The 16,523-nt window shown below is 41.3% G+C and carries 17 protein-coding genes; 6 read left to right on the top strand and 11 right to left on the bottom strand.

From position 1 onward, the window contains the following. Positions 1-3: 3 nt before the first annotated feature. From fliI to fliF, 4 genes are read right to left on the bottom strand one after another with little or no spacing between them, the layout of a single operon-like run. The gene (fliI, locus tag P2E05_RS12805; RefSeq protein ID WP_163862329.1) at positions 4-1,371 is read right to left on the bottom strand and encodes a flagellar protein export ATPase FliI; all 1,368 of its coding nucleotides are present in this window, start codon (positions 1,369-1,371) and stop codon (positions 4-6) included. Beyond that, positions 1,368-2,099, bottom strand: a complete 732-nt coding sequence (gene fliH, locus P2E05_RS12800) for a flagellar assembly protein FliH (protein WP_154623796.1) — start codon at positions 2,097-2,099, stop codon at positions 1,368-1,370. Before fliH ends, fliI begins: the two co-directional genes overlap by 4 nt. After that, positions 2,092-3,084, bottom strand: coding sequence for a flagellar motor switch protein FliG (fliG, locus tag P2E05_RS12795; RefSeq protein WP_154623795.1), 993 nt, complete (start codon positions 3,082-3,084; stop codon positions 2,092-2,094). Before fliG ends, fliH begins: the two co-directional genes overlap by 8 nt. Further along, positions 3,081-4,763, bottom strand: a complete 1,683-nt coding sequence (gene fliF / locus P2E05_RS12790) for a flagellar basal-body MS-ring/collar protein FliF (protein WP_163862325.1) — start codon at positions 4,761-4,763, stop codon at positions 3,081-3,083. The genes fliG and fliF overlap by 4 nt, the downstream gene beginning before the upstream one ends. 238 nt (positions 4,764-5,001) lie before the next feature. Between fliF and fliE the strand changes: the two genes are divergently transcribed. Beyond that, positions 5,002-5,313 (top strand): flagellar hook-basal body complex protein FliE, encoded by a 312-nt coding sequence (gene fliE / locus P2E05_RS12785; protein WP_163863616.1) that lies wholly within the window; start codon positions 5,002-5,004, stop codon positions 5,311-5,313. Between the two features lie 139 nt (positions 5,314-5,452). Here the strand turns inward: fliE and P2E05_RS12780 are convergent, their stop codons facing one another. Beyond that, complete coding sequence (locus P2E05_RS12780) at positions 5,453-6,175, bottom strand: YadA C-terminal domain-containing protein (protein WP_272657446.1); 723 nt, start codon at positions 6,173-6,175, stop codon at positions 5,453-5,455. A gap of 813 nt (positions 6,176-6,988) precedes the next feature. Here P2E05_RS12780 and def point away from each other — a divergent pair. Further along, positions 6,989-7,492 carry a peptide deformylase gene (def, locus tag P2E05_RS12775; RefSeq protein WP_154624561.1) on the top strand — a complete coding sequence of 168 codons (504 nt, stop codon included), beginning with the start codon at positions 6,989-6,991 and terminating at the stop codon, positions 7,490-7,492. A gap of 41 nt (positions 7,493-7,533) precedes the next feature. Here the strand turns inward: def and fliT are convergent, their stop codons facing one another. From fliT to fliD, 3 genes are read right to left on the bottom strand one after another with little or no spacing between them, the layout of a single operon-like run. Next, complete coding sequence (gene fliT, locus P2E05_RS12770) at positions 7,534-7,923, bottom strand: flagellar protein FliT (protein ID WP_154624562.1); 390 nt, start codon at positions 7,921-7,923, stop codon at positions 7,534-7,536. Next, a complete protein-coding gene (fliS, locus tag P2E05_RS12765) occupies positions 7,913-8,311 on the bottom strand; it encodes a flagellar export chaperone FliS (protein ID WP_154624563.1) in 399 nt (132 codons plus the stop codon). The genes fliT and fliS overlap by 11 nt, the downstream gene beginning before the upstream one ends. A gap of 5 nt (positions 8,312-8,316) precedes the next feature. Next, positions 8,317-9,744: a flagellar filament capping protein FliD gene (gene fliD, locus P2E05_RS12760; protein ID WP_276122817.1), complete on the bottom strand. Its 1,428-nt coding sequence runs from the start codon at positions 9,742-9,744 to the stop codon at positions 8,317-8,319. Positions 9,745-10,094: 350 nt separating this feature from the next. On the opposite strand from fliD, the gene P2E05_RS12755 reads away from it, so the two are divergent. Further along, entirely contained in the window at positions 10,095-11,171 is a 1,077-nt protein-coding gene (locus P2E05_RS12755) for a FliC/FljB family flagellin (RefSeq protein ID WP_272657444.1), read from the top strand. A 215-nt stretch (positions 11,172-11,386) separates the two neighbouring features. Beyond that, positions 11,387-12,112, top strand: coding sequence for an RNA polymerase sigma factor FliA (locus tag P2E05_RS12750; protein WP_251464415.1), 726 nt, complete (start codon positions 11,387-11,389; stop codon positions 12,110-12,112). Positions 12,113-12,284: 172 nt separating this feature from the next. Here the strand turns inward: P2E05_RS12750 and P2E05_RS12745 are convergent, their stop codons facing one another. Further along, positions 12,285-12,902, bottom strand: a complete 618-nt coding sequence (locus tag P2E05_RS12745) for a bifunctional 4-hydroxy-2-oxoglutarate aldolase/2-dehydro-3-deoxy-phosphogluconate aldolase (protein ID WP_154624566.1) — start codon at positions 12,900-12,902, stop codon at positions 12,285-12,287. Between the two features lie 2 nt (positions 12,903-12,904). Continuing rightward, on the bottom strand, positions 12,905-13,858 hold the full coding sequence (locus P2E05_RS12740; protein WP_154624567.1) for a sugar kinase: 954 nt from the start codon (positions 13,856-13,858) through the stop codon (positions 12,905-12,907). A 239-nt stretch (positions 13,859-14,097) separates the two neighbouring features. Between P2E05_RS12740 and kdgR the strand changes: the two genes are divergently transcribed. Next, complete coding sequence (gene kdgR, locus P2E05_RS12735; RefSeq protein ID WP_249998990.1) at positions 14,098-14,883, top strand: DNA-binding transcriptional regulator KdgR; 786 nt, start codon at positions 14,098-14,100, stop codon at positions 14,881-14,883. Between the two features lie 209 nt (positions 14,884-15,092). After that, on the top strand, positions 15,093-15,446 hold the full coding sequence (locus P2E05_RS12730) for a hypothetical protein (RefSeq protein WP_272657443.1): 354 nt from the start codon (positions 15,093-15,095) through the stop codon (positions 15,444-15,446). A gap of 32 nt (positions 15,447-15,478) precedes the next feature. Here the strand turns inward: P2E05_RS12730 and P2E05_RS12725 are convergent, their stop codons facing one another. Then, positions 15,479-16,429 (bottom strand): chitinase, encoded by a 951-nt coding sequence (locus P2E05_RS12725; protein WP_272657442.1) that lies wholly within the window; start codon positions 16,427-16,429, stop codon positions 15,479-15,481. Positions 16,430-16,523 lie beyond the last annotated feature (94 nt).

The raw sequence follows: 16,523 nt of genomic DNA, 5'->3' as shown, positions 1-16,523 counted from the left end.
CCCTCATGACTCATTAGGAACCGCATGCGCCAATTGTTCACAAGCGCTTTGATAGTCGCAGCGCTCATCGATATCTTGTTGCAAAAATTTAGACATACGAGGGTAATATTGAATGGCCATATCTAGCAGCGGATCGCTGCCTGCTGCATAGGCACCCACATTAATGAGGTCACGATTTCGTTGATAACTGGAAGTCAGCTGCTTAAAGCGTTGAATTTGGCGATAATGTTGCTTATCAATTAATTCAGTCATGGCTCGGCTGATTGAGGCCTCAATATCAATAGCGGGGTAGTGACCTGATTCAGCCAGCGAGCGTGATAATACGATATGACCGTCAAGAATAGCGCGAGCAGAATCCGCGATAGGGTCTTGCTGATCATCCCCTTCCGTTAGCACCGTATAAAAGGCGGTAATTGAGCCACCATTTTTGCCATTACCTGCGCGCTCAACCAATGCGGGTAATTTGGCAAAAACAGATGGCGGATAGCCTTTGGTCGCAGGCGGTTCTCCAATGGCTAAAGCGATTTCCCGTTGTGCCATGCTATAACGCGTCAGGGAGTCCATAATCAGTAAAACATTCTTACCAAGGTCACGAAAATACTCGGCGATACGGGTAGCATAGGAGGCACCTTGCATGCGTAGTAATGGTGAAACATCGGCAGGCGCCGCAACAACCACTGCTCGTTTTAAACCTTCTGCCCCCAAAATATTTTCAATAAAATCTTTAACTTCGCGCCCACGCTCTCCGATGAGGCCAACGACAATGATGTCAGCTTGTGTGAAACGCGCCATCATCCCAAGCAGGACACTTTTCCCCACGCCAGAACCGGCAAACAGGCCCATGCGCTGCCCTCGACCCACAGTGAGTAGGGCATTGATCGCTCGAACCCCCACATCCAAAACACTGTGGATAGGTGTACGCTCTAGTGGGTTGATTGGTGGAGTGATCAAGGGAGCACGTTGCTTAACATCAAGCGGCCCCTTGCCGTCAAGAGGGGTGCCTTGCGCATCTAAAATACGCCCTAATAGCTCATCCCCGAGAGGTAATAAACGGCTAGTTTGCCCATCATCTCCCGTTGTTTGTGCATAGACACGCGCTCCCGGCGCAATGCCTTCGAGATCCGCAAGCGGCATCAGTAACATGCGCGAACCATTAAATCCAACGACTTCACAAACCACCTCGTCATGGCGGCCATTGATAGTACGCTCAATAATACAAGTGGCTCCCAATGGCATTTTGATGCCTTCAGCTTCCATGACTAAACCGGTAATTTTAGTCAAACGCCCATAATGGCGTGTCATTGGGATCCCTTTCATACGTGATTCAAACCCTTCCAGTGCGGCAATCCAACGGCTCATTCGTACTGTCATGATAGGGTCTCCGGCGCATAAAGACGGCACAATTCCTGCCAGCGTGTTGCAACGGTCATATCGATTTCACCCTCTTCAGCGACAACGCGACAACCCCCAAGGTGTAACTTGGGGTCACCCACTAAGCGCCAGCCGTTTAAGCTCAGCAGTGAGCCTAAATGCTGTTCGATCAGTTCGGTATGCGCTGGGTTAACGTGTAACTCAGGTTGCCCAGTAAAAATAGGTTTTTGCTGTAGCAAATGGCTGATTTCTTCAAGTAGAGCGGTACCGTCACAGATGGTTGATTGCCCCAGTACCTGTTTTGCAGCGGTTAAAGCGATTTGCAACAGCTTTGTTGTGATCACGGTATCGAAACTATCTAATGAATAATTAAACTCAGAGAGTAGTTTTTGCCATGTTTCAATAATGGGTTGCTCTTGCGCTAATGCTTGTTGGCGGCCTTGTTCTTCACCCGCGCGAAGCCCTTGCTCAAAGCCTGCTTGATAACCTTCTTTTTTCCCCAAATCATAACCTTGTTGATAGCCAGCACGATGCGCTTCTTCTTTTAGGTTATCGAGAATATTAATCTGCTCTAGTACCTCTTGTGGTTCAAGGCAGGGCACTTTAGGTTTATCAGGTTCAGGCTGTTCATCAGCGGAAGGTAACCCTGAAGAGTTAAGGTCCCACTGGTTCAACTCGCGTAATTGCCAAGGCTGCCATGCATGCGGAGGAATCGATGAATTAGACATAGACATCATCTCCACCACCAATGGTGATTTCGCCTTTCTCTGCTAGGCGGCGAACGATCATAAGAATCGCTTTCTGCTCGTTTTCGACTTGAGACATGCGTACTGGTGAACGGGACTCCAAATCGTCACGAACAATTTCAGCAGCACGAACAGCCATATTGTTGAGGAAATGGTCTCGTAGAGCTTGATTGCTGCCTTTGAGCGCGATAACCAACGAGTCGTTGGAAACTTCTTGTAGAATGCGCTGAATGCTGCGATTGTCGACTTCGATAAGATTTTCGAATAGGAACATTTCATCAATAATGCGTTGTGCCAGTTCGCCATCGTAATCACGCATCGCATTAATAACGCTTTCTTCTTGCTGATTTTTCATCAAGTTAATAATTTCAGCAGCAGTTCTTACGCCACCCATTTTGCTGCGTTTGAGGTTTTGTCCATCAAGCAGGTTATTTAGCACTTCGGTCAATTCAGCTAACGCTGCTGGTTGAACGCCACCAAAGGTTGCGATACGTAGCATAATATCGTTGCGTTGACGCTCTTCGAATAGCTCTAAAACATCCGCAGCCAGGTTACGCTTCAGATGGACTAAAATCGTAGCAATAATCTGTGGATGTTCGTCACGAATAATATCGGCAACGGTTTGCGGTTCCATATAATTGAGGCTTTCAATACCTGAAGTGCTTTCCTGCTTATCAAAGATATCTTCAAGTAAGCTAGCGGCACGCTCTTCACCCAGTGCTTTCACAAGCACGGAACGTAAATAATCATTCGTATTGATATTGAGTGCGGCAAATTGAATGGCGGATTCCTCAAATTCTGTTAAAACCTCCGCCAACTCATTGTTAGAGATTTGGCGCATATTCGAGACGGCCATACTCAATTGCTGCACTTCTTTAGGATTCAAATGCTTGAAAACTTCAGCTGCCTGATCTTCGCCGAGTGTCATCAGCATCACGGCACTTTTTTCGGTTCCACTTAATATCATTGTGCTTTTCCTAACCACTGGCGAATGACCATAGCCACGACTTGTGGATCTTTTTCTGCCATTTCACGAATACGCTGACTTTGGATTTCTGCGCTGACACGTTGGCGAGTGAGACGGCGACGTGTTTGTTCATCCATATCTTCATTAATTTCTTCTTCAACGACGAGAGGGGTTTTAGGCTGAGCCGCAACAAACACCTCTGCTGCTTGGGCTTGCTGTGTTTGACGGTATTTGAGCCATTGAGGCTTGATACCAAAACGCCACATAAACCAAGCAATAATAGCGATTAAGATAATTTTGCCGTAATCCAATACTTGTGCGAGAAGTTGTGGGTTCTCAAGCATTGAAGGTTGTTCTTCTACGACGCTATCGTTGGTGAACAGTGAATTTGTAATACTCAATGAGTCACCACGATCAGTCGAATAGCCCATTGCCTCACGGGTAAGTGATTCAATTTGTTCCATCATTTCCGGTGATAACGGCTGCATTTGTGGACCATTTTCACCTTCTTGCGGTAAATAGTTGATGATCACTGCAACGGACAACCGTTCAACGACACCTATTTGGCGCTGAGTATGGCTAATTTTACGGTCGACTTCATAATTGGTGGTTTCATCACTTTGAGAATGACTTGAACCATTATGAGAAGCACTGCTTTGCTGTGATGTTTGTTCTTTTTTATCCGTCGTTATTGGTGCACTCGGAGCACTGGGTGGTTGATTCGACAGCGCCCCAGGTACGCCACCGGTACCACTAGCATTGTTCTGCATGCTATGGCTATTTTGACGAGAACGTATCGCCGCACTATTGGGGGTTTGGTTTGGCTTATATTCTTCAGAGGTTTGCTCAACTTTTGAGAAATCCATCTGTGCGGTAACTTGAGCATGAACGTTAGCACGCCCAACTAAAGGCGAAATAATGTCTTCAATACGTTGTTTGAGATGAGACTCCATCTCTTTCGTCATTTTTATTTGCGCATTGTTAGCCGATTGCTGGCTATTGTCATTGTTAGTCAGCAACCGACCTGTTTGGTCAACAATCGTCACATTTGAGGCTGTTAAACCTGTTACACTGCTCGATACCATGTGGATAATGGCATTGATTTGGCCCTCATCGAGCATACGACCAGGAAGTAACCCCACGGTAACAGATGCAGTCGGTAATTTTTGTTCACGGACAAATAAGGTCGGTTTAGGAATAGCCAAATGAACGCGAGCATTTTGCACTGGACTGAGTGATTCAATCGTGCGCGATAACTCACCTTCTAATGCACGTTGATAGTTAACTTGCTCACTAAATTGGCTAATACCAAACTGTTCTTTATCTAACAGCTCAAAGCCTGTATTTCCGCCCTTTGGTAAACCTGACTGGGCTAATTTTAGGCGCAATTCATGAACTTTATCGGCCGGTACCAAAATTGCACTGCCATTATCGGCAATTTGATACGGCACGTTCATTTGCGTTAATTGACTGACGATATCACCACCGTCTTTTGCGCTGAGGTTACTCAGAAGTACGCGGTAGTCAGGGCTGCGTAGCCAAAGAAGTAGGGCGACAACGACCGCAATCGCGGCGGCGCCAGCAATCATTAATGGGATTTTGGGGGAAGTCTTAAAGCGTGATGCAATAGATGCAAACCCTTTGGTAGCTTCTCCGGTCTCTTTAGATGCGGCACTCATAAATATTCCCTGCCTTGCAGAATCAACAGATGAAAACACTTTTGGCGAAACAATGTTATTCCCTCTTCGTACATCACTTTTTTACGTTGCTATTATTGATGACTCTGATAAATCTAATGACGGAATCAGCCCATAATTTTGGTGTTATTTATCGGCTTCAAGTTAAAAAGGCTGTGCTAGGGTATGCATGCCAAATAAGACAGCGACGATGGCTCGCACAGAAATTGAAGGGAAGAAAATGACAATCCAAGCTATTGAAGGCGTATTATCGCAGCTACAAATGACCGCATCACAAGCTGCAAATCACAGTAAGCCCGTGATTGAACCTGTTGGTTTTGCTGATCATCTTGTTTCTGCCGTAAATCAAATTAATTCTGTTAGGAATCAATCGGCAAAACAGATTGAAGATTTTACATTGGGCAAAAGTGATATTTCGCTGAATGATGTTATGGTGGATATGCAAAAAGCCAGTTTAAGTTTACAAATGGGTATCCAAGTGCGAAATAAACTGGTCGCGGCATATCAAGAAATTATGGCGATCCCCGTTTAAACAATGATTTTTAAATTATGATGATATGAATTTTATCGTTGTTAGGATTTTGGCATTAATGATGCAATGGAAGCGTTCACTTCCTGTGGTATGGGAAGTGAACGTTTAAAGATATCAAAAAAGAGTGTGGCGTAGCCAACTACCAACCAATGGCAATACCAGCACCGACCACGGCGCGGTCTGAATTATTCCAAGAGATAGAGCTACGAAGGTTAATATTCTCTTTTACTTGGTATTGTGCGCCAGCCGCGATAGCATGACCATCATGATAATGACCTAGGCCAACACCTGCACTAAAACGGGTATTCATGGTATAGGGAATATTCGACATCGCCGCAACAGAAGCGATGCCTGAATTAGCTTGCTTGGCGGTTTTATCAATTTTTTTATCCAGCTTAGTAAAACGTGTGTTATTGATATTCTGAGTTTTATCTATGCTTTGGTGTAGGTTAGCAAACTGATTCAAATTATCTGTCTGAGCTTTATGATGCTTCCTCTTAAGTAATAACCATTTTTTTTCGCTATTATGGGAATACATGCTTAGCTGAGCATTAATATAATGATTATTATTTTCTATTGATTGTTTTATGTTTTCATCTACTTCAGACATGGTGGGTGTAAAACTTTTGTCTACTTTTTTTAATTGTTCCAAAAGAAGCTCATCAAAGGTTTTAAATTTTGATTTTTGCTCTTTTTCAGCGAGATGTTGTTTGATTTCTTTTCCGAACTCTTGCAGTTCATAGAGTGTCATGGCTGAATCCATTAATAATGTTGAAAAATGAATAGGGGCGGCGAGCGTGGTACTTGAAAGAGAAACGATTGATAGGAAAGTCATCGCCTTTAGGGGAAAGTGTTTTTTCATCTTGATTCCTTTATTAATGAAATAAATCCATCTACTTTAATTAACTCAATTAATATAGTGCGTTCTGTTTTTTATAATAAAGTTAATTGATTTTTATTAATATTCTGAATTTGTTTTTAATTAGCTCGTGAAAAGTGATTTTATTTGAATTAAATTGAAGGCTATTTATTTCTTTGATAATTTTGGTGAATGAAATAACCGGAGTGAGGCAGCATATTCAGTGTTAACTTTATGATAAATGGTTTTAAATATAATCCTGTTGATATAGGCATTGATAGGTTCCTGAAGCTCAATCAAATGACACAAAAAATAACAAAAAGCGATAAGCAGGTAATGTCTTACTGGCGACCCTATTAATTTATACATAGATAATGTTTTTATCGCTTACTCCGCCAATTTCATTCTATTGATGAGGGAAATAATCTAGGCTAAAAATAGAGCAGATTGATTGTGGGCTAAAAATGATTTTAGATGTATATTATTATGATAAACCCCTCGATAAGTAAGGCTATTATTGCAGCATAGCGAATGAGATGATTAATCCTTATTATAAATTGGGTTATTTATCATTAATTTGAATTGTTTTGCTGTTTTAGGTCTATTTTTGGTGTTTTTTCCCAGATTACATGTTATTTTTCTGTGAAATTCCATTATGTATTCTTTTACTTTAGGCGACGTAGCGGTAACCTAATTGATTCTTATGTGATTTTTTCATTGAGTCATAATGCCATTTTTTGCATCTTATCGTAAATTTAAAAATACGATAATGATAATAGTTTGAATAAAGAGCACGACAGATAGGATTTTTGAGATATGGCAGTAAAAACGATTATTGAGATACCTGATGAGCGCTTGCGAATCAAATGCAGTCCAGTGACTGACATTGCGGCGGTACAAACATTAATTGATGATTTATTAGATACCATGTATAGCACCGAGAATGGTATTGGTTTAGCAGCAACGCAAATTGCAGCAACACAATCGGTAATGGTAATTGATATTTCTGAAAATCGCGATCAACCGATGGTATTTGTTAACCCTGAAATTATTGAAAGTGAAGGTGAGACGAGCTACCAAGAAGGATGCTTATCTGTACCTGAAATTTATGCAGATGTTGCGCGGTTTAAACGTGTGAAAGTCAAAGCGTTAGATAGAGATGGAAAAGAATTTACTCTTGATTCTGACGAGTTTTTGGCAATTGTGATGCAACATGAAATCGACCATTTACATGGAAAAGTGTTTCTTGATCATTTATCGCCACTAAAGCGGAATATGCTGTTGAAAAAATTAAAGAAACAGCAACGCTTAAGGCAATAAGTTATCCATAAGTGTCAGGTAGGGGCGCCTGACACACATGGCTATTCAATGGGTTTAATTGTCATTGGTGTATCTGGCTCATTAAATTGGCCATAACTGTTATTGATGACCCGTGTTTGATCCAACTGTTTCATTTCTTTACTTAAAAAATCTAAGTGTTGTTGCAAATAGGTTTTAGTGATCTTTTCATTTTCGATGATTTGATGCAATAACCCCACCAGTTCATCTGTGATGGGGTTCTGCGCTTCGAATTCATGTGTTAATTGCGTTAAATTTTCGACGGCATACACATATTCTGTTTCTTGGGCAACGAGTTGTTCCCACTGTTTTGCTTGTGCTAGCGCGACTAAATTTTCGCTTAATACTAAAACATCACGATAGATTTCATATAAATCAATAGGTTCTTTATTATTCACCTGTTTATCTTTCATCCACATTTGCCCCGATCTGTTGCCAAGCTGACGCGATATCGGAGAGTAATTGGTAAACTTCTTGGATATAAGCCACATTATTTTCAAGGTTAGCATTTAATAAGCGCATAATCATGTAATCATATAGACGATCAAGGTTCTCCGCGATTTCGCCACCCGCGTCATGATTAAGCGCTTGTTTCAAACCCGTATCAATAATATCGATGGCTTTTGTAATTTCTTGGCCTTTTGCCGCGATATTATTCTGTTGCATAAAAATTTCAGCACGTTTTAGGGCGCTTAACGCCCCTTTATATAGAATAGTGATCAATTGATACGGTGTCGCGTTGGTAATTTCACTTTCCAAATCGACTTGTTGGTAGGCTTGTTTTGCTTTTTGTTGATACATAATTATTAACCTAACAGTCTGCCTAATGAGTTACTGGTGCTATTGAGTGAGCTCATCATTTTATCTAAATTCTGGAATTGACGGCGGTATAAATCCATAGTGTTTTCAATTTGTTTATTTGTTTGTTCAATGCGTTTATCAAGGCTTTTCTTTTTCTTTTGCACGCCATCAGTTGCGTTATGCAGTGTGCCTTCACGAGCGTCGAGTGTCTCTTTTAAGAAATTAAAGTTTTCTGTGGCAAAGCCTGTTTCTTTACCATCTCCCATAAAGAAATTTTTGACACTTCCAGGGTTATCTTTTAGCGCTTTTTCGAATTTTTTATCTTCTATCTCTAATGTGCCATCAACTTTTTGTGTGATCCCCATTTTGTTCAATAAATTAATCTCACCACTATCTTGTGCTGAACGTATTTGCGTACGTAACTGGCTTTGTATTGTTCGTAGTGTAGAATCACCAATCAATGGGCCGTTGGTTTTATCTGGCGCAGTTCCTTTCGTTGTTGGCGTATATTTAGTCAATTCCTTAGCGAGATTTTGGAATTCATTATAGGCATCTACCCAGGCTTTAATTTTTGCTTTAGCAGGTTCAATATCCTCAGAAACGATCAGATGATCGGGTTTTTTATCTTCACTCTCTTTTTTTAGTGTCAGAGTTAAACCAGGAAAGAGATCTTTTGCTTCATTGCTTTGTGATTCAAGTTCAAAACCATCAATATTTAACAAGGCATTTTGCGGGGGAACTTTTTGCTCTATGCCGATGTTTTTTTCATCTTTTAAAACGACATTACCATCACTGTTTAATTCAGATTCAACATTCAGTATTTTTGCGAGTTCGTCATCACCTTCAACATTAATACTAATACGGTGGTCTGTACCTTCTTTTTTGGAGGTAACAACAAGGTGATAATTATTCGTTTTATCTTTAATCACTGCTGCGGTAACCGTTTTATCGGTCTTATTAATCGCATCTGCTATTTCAATTAAAGAAGTATGTTCATTATCTAATTTAATAATGATAGGTTCTTTTTCAGCGGGTTGAGTAATGGTGATGGTGCGTTCTGCACTGCCATTCCCTAATAATTTTTTATTATCATCATGGCCTTTAGTGGCGATAGTTTGCGCTTTGGCTAACTGGGTGACTAATACATCATGTACACCTGCTACCGCTTTGCCGTCTGTTTTTACATCAAAACTCTTATATTCGCCATTGACTTTGGTGGTACTGATATCACCATATTTTTTAATATCTTCAGCCGCTTTTTTTAATTTTTCGAGTGACGATTGCATTTTACCAAAGGCACTGATTTGCGCATCATAGCTGGCTTTTTGAGTGGCTAATGGCTCAAGGCGGCGTTTTTCCATCGCTTCAAGTTGGTCCATTTGGTTATTTAAGTCTAAGTTTGCCCCGATACCGAGTGTCGATATACCAGCCATTGTTCTCTCCTAAAAAATTATTCTCATTTACAGGGTTATCGGCGAGAAGAACGGAAATCTTAGACTAAGTCGATAAATAATGATGGCAGGAGTTGACCCCACAAAACAGGGTATTTGTCTCTATTGATAATCAATAAGTTAAAATTTGCGGTTTATAAAATTATTTTGACAAAATAATTTATCGCTCGAAGTGCTGTGGTTGCTGGTTTTTTGGCTTTCAGATAAAAAAATTTTTGTTGAAAGCCCTAAAGCCCTTTTTTATGCCGCCGATAATGGTATTGCTGGCAACAAACTGTAAAGCCTAACAGATTGGCTAACTTTATTATTACGGAATAACAAGGACATATATTATGGCACAGGTTATCAACACTAACATCCTGTCTCTGACAACTCAGAACAATTTAAACCGTTCACAAAGCGTACTGGGTACTGCAATTGAGCGTCTATCTTCAGGTTCACGTATCAATAGCGCAAAAGATGATGCTGCGGGTCAAGCGATTGCTAACCGTTTCACTGCTAACATCAAAGGTTTGACCCAAGCTTCTCGTAATGCGAGCGACGGTATTTCAATGGCGCAAGTGGCTGAAGGCGCAGTTAACGAAATCAACGAAAACTTGCAACGTATTCGTGAACTGACTGTTCAAGCAGCTAACGGCAGTAACTCTGACAGCGATATCACTTCAATTCGTGATGAAGTACAACAACGTCTGGATGAAATCGACCGTATCTATCAACACACTGAATTTAACGGAACACAAATTCTAAACGGTGAGACTGTTTCTTACCAAGTGGGTGCGAAAGATGGTCAAACTATCAGCATGGAAATGCAAAAAATGGATCTTGATACATTAGGTATCAAAGATTTTAAAGACAAAGTTGAAAAAGTTTCCGCGGCTGCGGCTGGTCCAAAAGAGCCAGCGGGTAAAGGCACTGCAATCACCGTAGATGCTAATAACTATGCGGTTGAAACCGCTGGCGGTGCACAAATTAATACAGCTGAAATTTATGCAGATAAAACAGAAACTGATAAATTTTATATCAAGGATACAACAGATAATAAATGGTACGAAGCGACTAAAAACACAACCGGTGGTAAGACTGAGTATGTGAAAGGTAGTGAGATCACTGCTCTAGGTGGTGGTACTGCTGCAAAGTCTGACGCATTAGATACTTTAGATACTGCACTGAAAAATGTGGATTCATACCGTTCTAAACTGGGTGCATTCCAAAACCGTATGCAATCTACTATCAATAACCTGAACAACTCAGTCAACAACTTGAGTGCAGCACGTAGCCGTATCCAAGACGCTGATTTTGCAACAGAAGTGTCTAACATGAGCCGTGGTCAAATCCTGCAACAAGCAGGTACTTCAGTTCTGGCACAAGCAAACCAAGTTCCACAAGGTGTTCTGAGCCTGTTACGTTAATTCGTTTCACTCTCTCGTTTATAAGGCCAGAATATTCTGGCCTTTTTTGTATTATGATGACGGCATGAATTTCATTTCGGCGCGATACCATTTCGCCAGTGAACATTTGTGTTAGGGAAAATAGCGCTAATTTACCTCATTACTCAACGGATTGAATTATTAAGTCACTAGCATAATGAATACCTTTATATCAGTCTTAAAGGGTGATTCCGGTTGTGAGTGATTTGTATACTGCCGAAGGTGTAATTAATAAAAATAGCCTATGGGAGCGTTATTATCCCTTAATACGACATGAGGCCCTAAAGTTACAAGTGAGACTGCCAGCCAGTGTAGATGTTGATGACCTCATACAAGCGGGAGGTATTGGGTTATTACATGCATTGGAACGTTTCGATGCTTCTCAGGGGGCGTCATTCGCCACCTATGCGGTACAGCGTATTCGTGGTTCCATGTTGGATGAATTACGCAGTCGCGACTGGGCGCCTCGTAGTGTACGCCGCCAAGCACGAGAAATGGCAAAAGCGATTGGTGAGCTTGAACAAACATTGGGTCGTACAGCCACTGAAAGTGAAATAGCGCAATCACTAAAAATAGATATTACTGAATATCGACAAGCCTTACTGGATACGAATAACAGCCAACTCTATTCCTATGATGAGTGGCATGAAATTCATGGCGAGAGCTGTGAACCCGTCATTAATGAAAGTGATGGTGGCAACCCATTGAATTTTTTGATGGAGTCGAATTTGCGTTCACAGGTGATTGATGCCATCGAGCAACTCCCTGAGCGAGAAAAGCTTGTGCTGACGCTATATTATCAAGAAGAATTGAATTTAAAGGAAATTGGAGCGGTGTTAGAGGTTGGGGAGTCACGTGTTAGTCAGCTGCATAGCCAAGCTATCAAGCGCTTACGTGGTCGTTTAAAGTCTATTTCCGAGTAATATTGCGGCGTTCGCCGCATTCGCGATAGTCACAGAAGCCGCGTTAGCATACTGATGATGGGGTGATAGGACTAAAAAGTCCGCTTAGTTAACTATTTTGCTGTGGAGAATGACATTTCTTTGTTGAATAAGCGCTCCCTACATCATGGCGTCAGGAGCACTTACTTGAGCATTAAAGGCTGGCAGCCTCAGCGATCAGCTTCCCTAACTCATGCCAATTTTCATTATCAATCAGGTCATTAGGTACCATCCATGAACCACCACAAATAAGGACAGAAGGTAGCGCCTTATATTCGTGGATATTTTTTGGACCAATTCCCCCCGTAGGCATAAAATTCACAGGGTAGACGGCACTTAACGCTTTTAACATCGCTACGCCACCAGAAGCTTCTGCTGGGAAAAACTTCACTGTGGTTAAATTAAATTCTAACGCCTGTTCAACTAAGCTTGGATTATTGAGCCCAGGGATAATAATGACATTTTTTTGCTGGCAATAAGCGACGATTTTAGGGTTAAAACCTGGGCTTACGATAAAGTCCACGCCTGCATCAATGGCTTGATCAACCTGTTGAGTTGTCAGTACTGTGCCCGCCCCAATCAGAATTTCAGGGTATGCCGCTCGCATATTTTTGATGGCTTGTACGGCAGCAGGAGTTCGAAAAGTCACTTCTGCACACGGCAGCCCATTTTCCATTAACGCTTTAGCGAGGGGAGCACCATGTTCTGCATTATTGATAGTAATAACAGGCACGACATTAATTTTTTTTAATTTCTCGATGAGTTGATTCATGTTTAGATCCCTTTGATATTGTTTAGCTCTATGATGGGCATCGCTTCACGCGGAATAATGGCACCTCGGTGTTGGATCACGGTTCCTGCAAGTAAATGGCCTGTGCGAGCCGCTTCTTCAGGTGAGCCACCCAGAATTCGACAGGCAAGATAACCAGCGCTGAAAGAATCACCAGCAGCGGTGGTATCAATGACTTGCGCCACTTTATTCGCGGCGACTTCGAATTGTTGGTCGTGAATAATGATATAGCAGGGTTTTGCTCCGCGTTTAATAATGATCTCTTCAACGCCATGCTGCTGTGCACGTGCAATTGATTGGCTTTCTTGCTGATCACCATACAGCAGTTGCTCATCATCAAAAGTTAAAAATGCGATATCAGTCAGCGATAACATCTGTTGGTAGGCTTGCTGTGCCGCCTCGACAGAAGGCCATAATGCCGGACGGTAATTATTGTCAAAAATGACCTTAGCGCCTGACTGGCGAGCTGTTGCTAACAGTGTAAACAGCAATTGGCGAGCGGCTTCAGGTAAAATAGCTAAGCTGATGCCACTTAAATAGAGATATTGTTGTTGATTCAGTAATTGTTGGGTGCGCTCGGCGGTTTGCGCATTTAACCAAAATTTCGCTGCTGAGTTATCACGCCAATAAAAAAAACGGCGCTCACCCTCTTCTGAAGTTTCAATTAAATACATACCGGGGAGGTGTTTTTCGGCGATCAGCACATGGTCTGTATTGATCCCTTCAGCTTGCCAGCTTTCTAACATTTGTTGGCTAAAGGGATCTTGACCCAGTCCCGTTAAATAGCGAGTGATAACACCTTGTTTATGGGTTAAACGTGCAAGATAGAGAGCGCTATTTAGCGTGTCCCCACCAAAAGTTTGCTTAAATAATTCCCCTGATTTTTGTAACTCAACCATACATTCGCCAATCACGGCAACTTGCAAAGCTGTAGCCATTTTTACCACCTATCGTTTTTATTTTTTATCACTCAATTGAGTAAAACCTCATTAGCTAATAGCATTAAAACCTATTTTTTAGACAAGTTCAAATAAAAATGAAACGCCGTTTTAAAAATATCGAATCAGCGTTCTTGTTTTTCATGAAAGTGATCTTTATGCTGTTGAGTAAACATAAAATCGGCACATCAAACCATCTGATATGGTTATCATATTGGTTTGAATAAATAGGAAGGTGAATGGTGGATAAGGTCACGCAAACGGATGCCGTTTCGTCAGTAGTAAAAGTATTCAGTATTCTCAATGCATTAGGAGAACAAAAAGAGATAGGCGTGTCTGAGCTTTCACAACGACTGCTGATGTCAAAAGCCACCACCTATCGTTTCTTGCAAACCATGAAACAATTAGGCTATGTGGCGCAGGAAGGGGAGGCGGATAAATATTCATTGACGCTTAAACTATTCGAATTAGGTGCTAAATCTTTAGAGTATGTTGATTTAATTGAAATTGCTGATAAAGAAATGCAGCATATTGGTCAATTAACACATGAAGCTGTGCATCTTGGTGCTTTCGATGATAACGCCATTATTTATATTCATAAAATTGATTCTAGCTATAACTTGCGTATGTATTCGCGGGTCGGGCGGCGTAACCCATTGTATTGTACCGCTATCGGCAAAGTACTTTTAGCTTGGCAAGATGAAGCCACGGTAAACAGCATTTTAGAGAATGTGGAGTTTGTGAAAAAAACGGCGACGACGATCCTCAGTAGCGAACAATTTATGCGAGAGCTTGCTGAAGTGCGTAAGCTGCATTATGCACAGGACAGAGAAGAGCAAGAGCTGGGGCTACGTTGCATCGCAGTGCCTGTTTATGACCGTTTAGGCCATGTGATTGCTGGGCTATCAATATCTTTTCCTACCATTCGCTTTGATGAACAGCAGTTGGAATATTATATTCGTTTGCTAAAGGTTGCTGGACGTCATATTTCAGAAAAAATGGGCTATCACGATTATCCGTTATAGTAGGGGGTTAAACCTGTAATTCTTCACTAAGCTGTATATGAGTGAATATTTAACCTTTAAATTTAACCAAATCAATCGTTTGAAATTTGGTTAAATGATCACTTTTTTGCAGATAAAAAGGGCAGTCACACAAGTTTTGGCTGATAAAACTCGCCATTTCATTCGTCATATCTATAATTTTGGCATTATTTTGTGATTAAAATATGATTATGCTTAAAAATTTATTGATATTTAGCCTATTTATTATCCCTATCCAAGCCATAGCAATGGATTATACCTTCACAGAAAAAGCGCCTGCTGACCGTGTATATAATGAAGATTATCAAGGTATTGATATTATCAAGCAGCAACAAGGTTTCATTTTTGATCCGAAAAAGAAAGTGGCTGAAGAGGATCGCCGCTATGAAGACTTACTGGCTCAAAAACAACAAAGTGGCGAGTGGGATAGTTGGAATAATGGTGTCTGTCATCATGCTTTCGCCACGATGGGATGCTCGGGGGAGCCAGCCTGGTTGCATGACCCGCAACAACTGAAGCACATGATTGAACAAGCGAAGAAATAAGGCGAGGCAATGTATCGCCTCACCTTGGCCCGTTATTTCAGTGCGTTAGTAAAGCGTTCCGTGTATTCAAAATCTTTGGTTTGCTCAGGGTTGCCTGAATTAGAGGCTGATGCGAATTCGCCGACGCCGACCCTATCGCGGGTTAAGCTCCACATTGAAATTAAGTTTACGCCATTGGTTTTCGCAAAATTACTTAATGTATTGATATCATTAAAATTAAACATGGATCTATCATCATTAAGACCAATCATTGGAGTGACTTGTACTAAATCATACAGCTCTGCATCTGTTAGTGTTGGGTAGTAGGTTTTTAATTGACCTTTTAGGCTGGTTGCCACATCTGCGGCGGCCTGCCCCATATTTTTATCAGTTCCTTGACCATAATCCATAGCCATACCATTCACTTTCATTTTTAAACCTGCATTAACAGATTTTTGTACTAGCGCTAACCCTTTTTCGACAAGGCCATAAGGCATCACCGGTAACGTTAGGCTCAAGGTGATATCAGGGTTATTTTTTACTGTGGTTGATAGCGCGGTGAAGGTTTTATCGGCATCGTATAAATCATTTTCAAAATCAAAATCTAGCTGCGAGGCGCCAAGAATATCAATGACTTCTTGGTAGGTTGCAATCAGTTGGTCAACAGTTTGCCTTGCAGAGACATCATAGTTAGCCGCACCTCCGAATGACACAATCACTTTGATATTGGCTTCAATTAACGCATCACAAAATGGTTTAGCCCAAGAGATAGGCATACTGGAGTATGCTCCCCATGCGGCATTATTATTAGGATCCGCAGTTAAAAAAGCCAAGTACACACCATCAACGCTGTGACTTATCGCGGCTTGGCTATATTTAGGGTTTGGTTTGCCGTTAGGAGCAAGTGGGTCGTTCCAAATAGCATCAACGGTAACATCGAAATAAGGTGCAAATAGTGTCTTATTCATCATCATTTCTCTTTTAGTCGGGGGAATTTTAACCATCTGGCATCGCGCCATTAATGATCAAAATACGCGATCTTTATTGGTTAAATGATGAACAGATTAATGACTTGTCATGAAATTTATTTCAAAAACA

The organism is Providencia stuartii (genome assembly GCF_029277985.1).
Lineage (GTDB): Bacteria > Pseudomonadota > Gammaproteobacteria > Enterobacterales > Enterobacteriaceae > Providencia > Providencia zhejiangensis.
The sequence above is the reverse complement of the archived record's forward strand: the minus strand, read 5'-3'. Positions and strand labels throughout refer to the sequence as shown.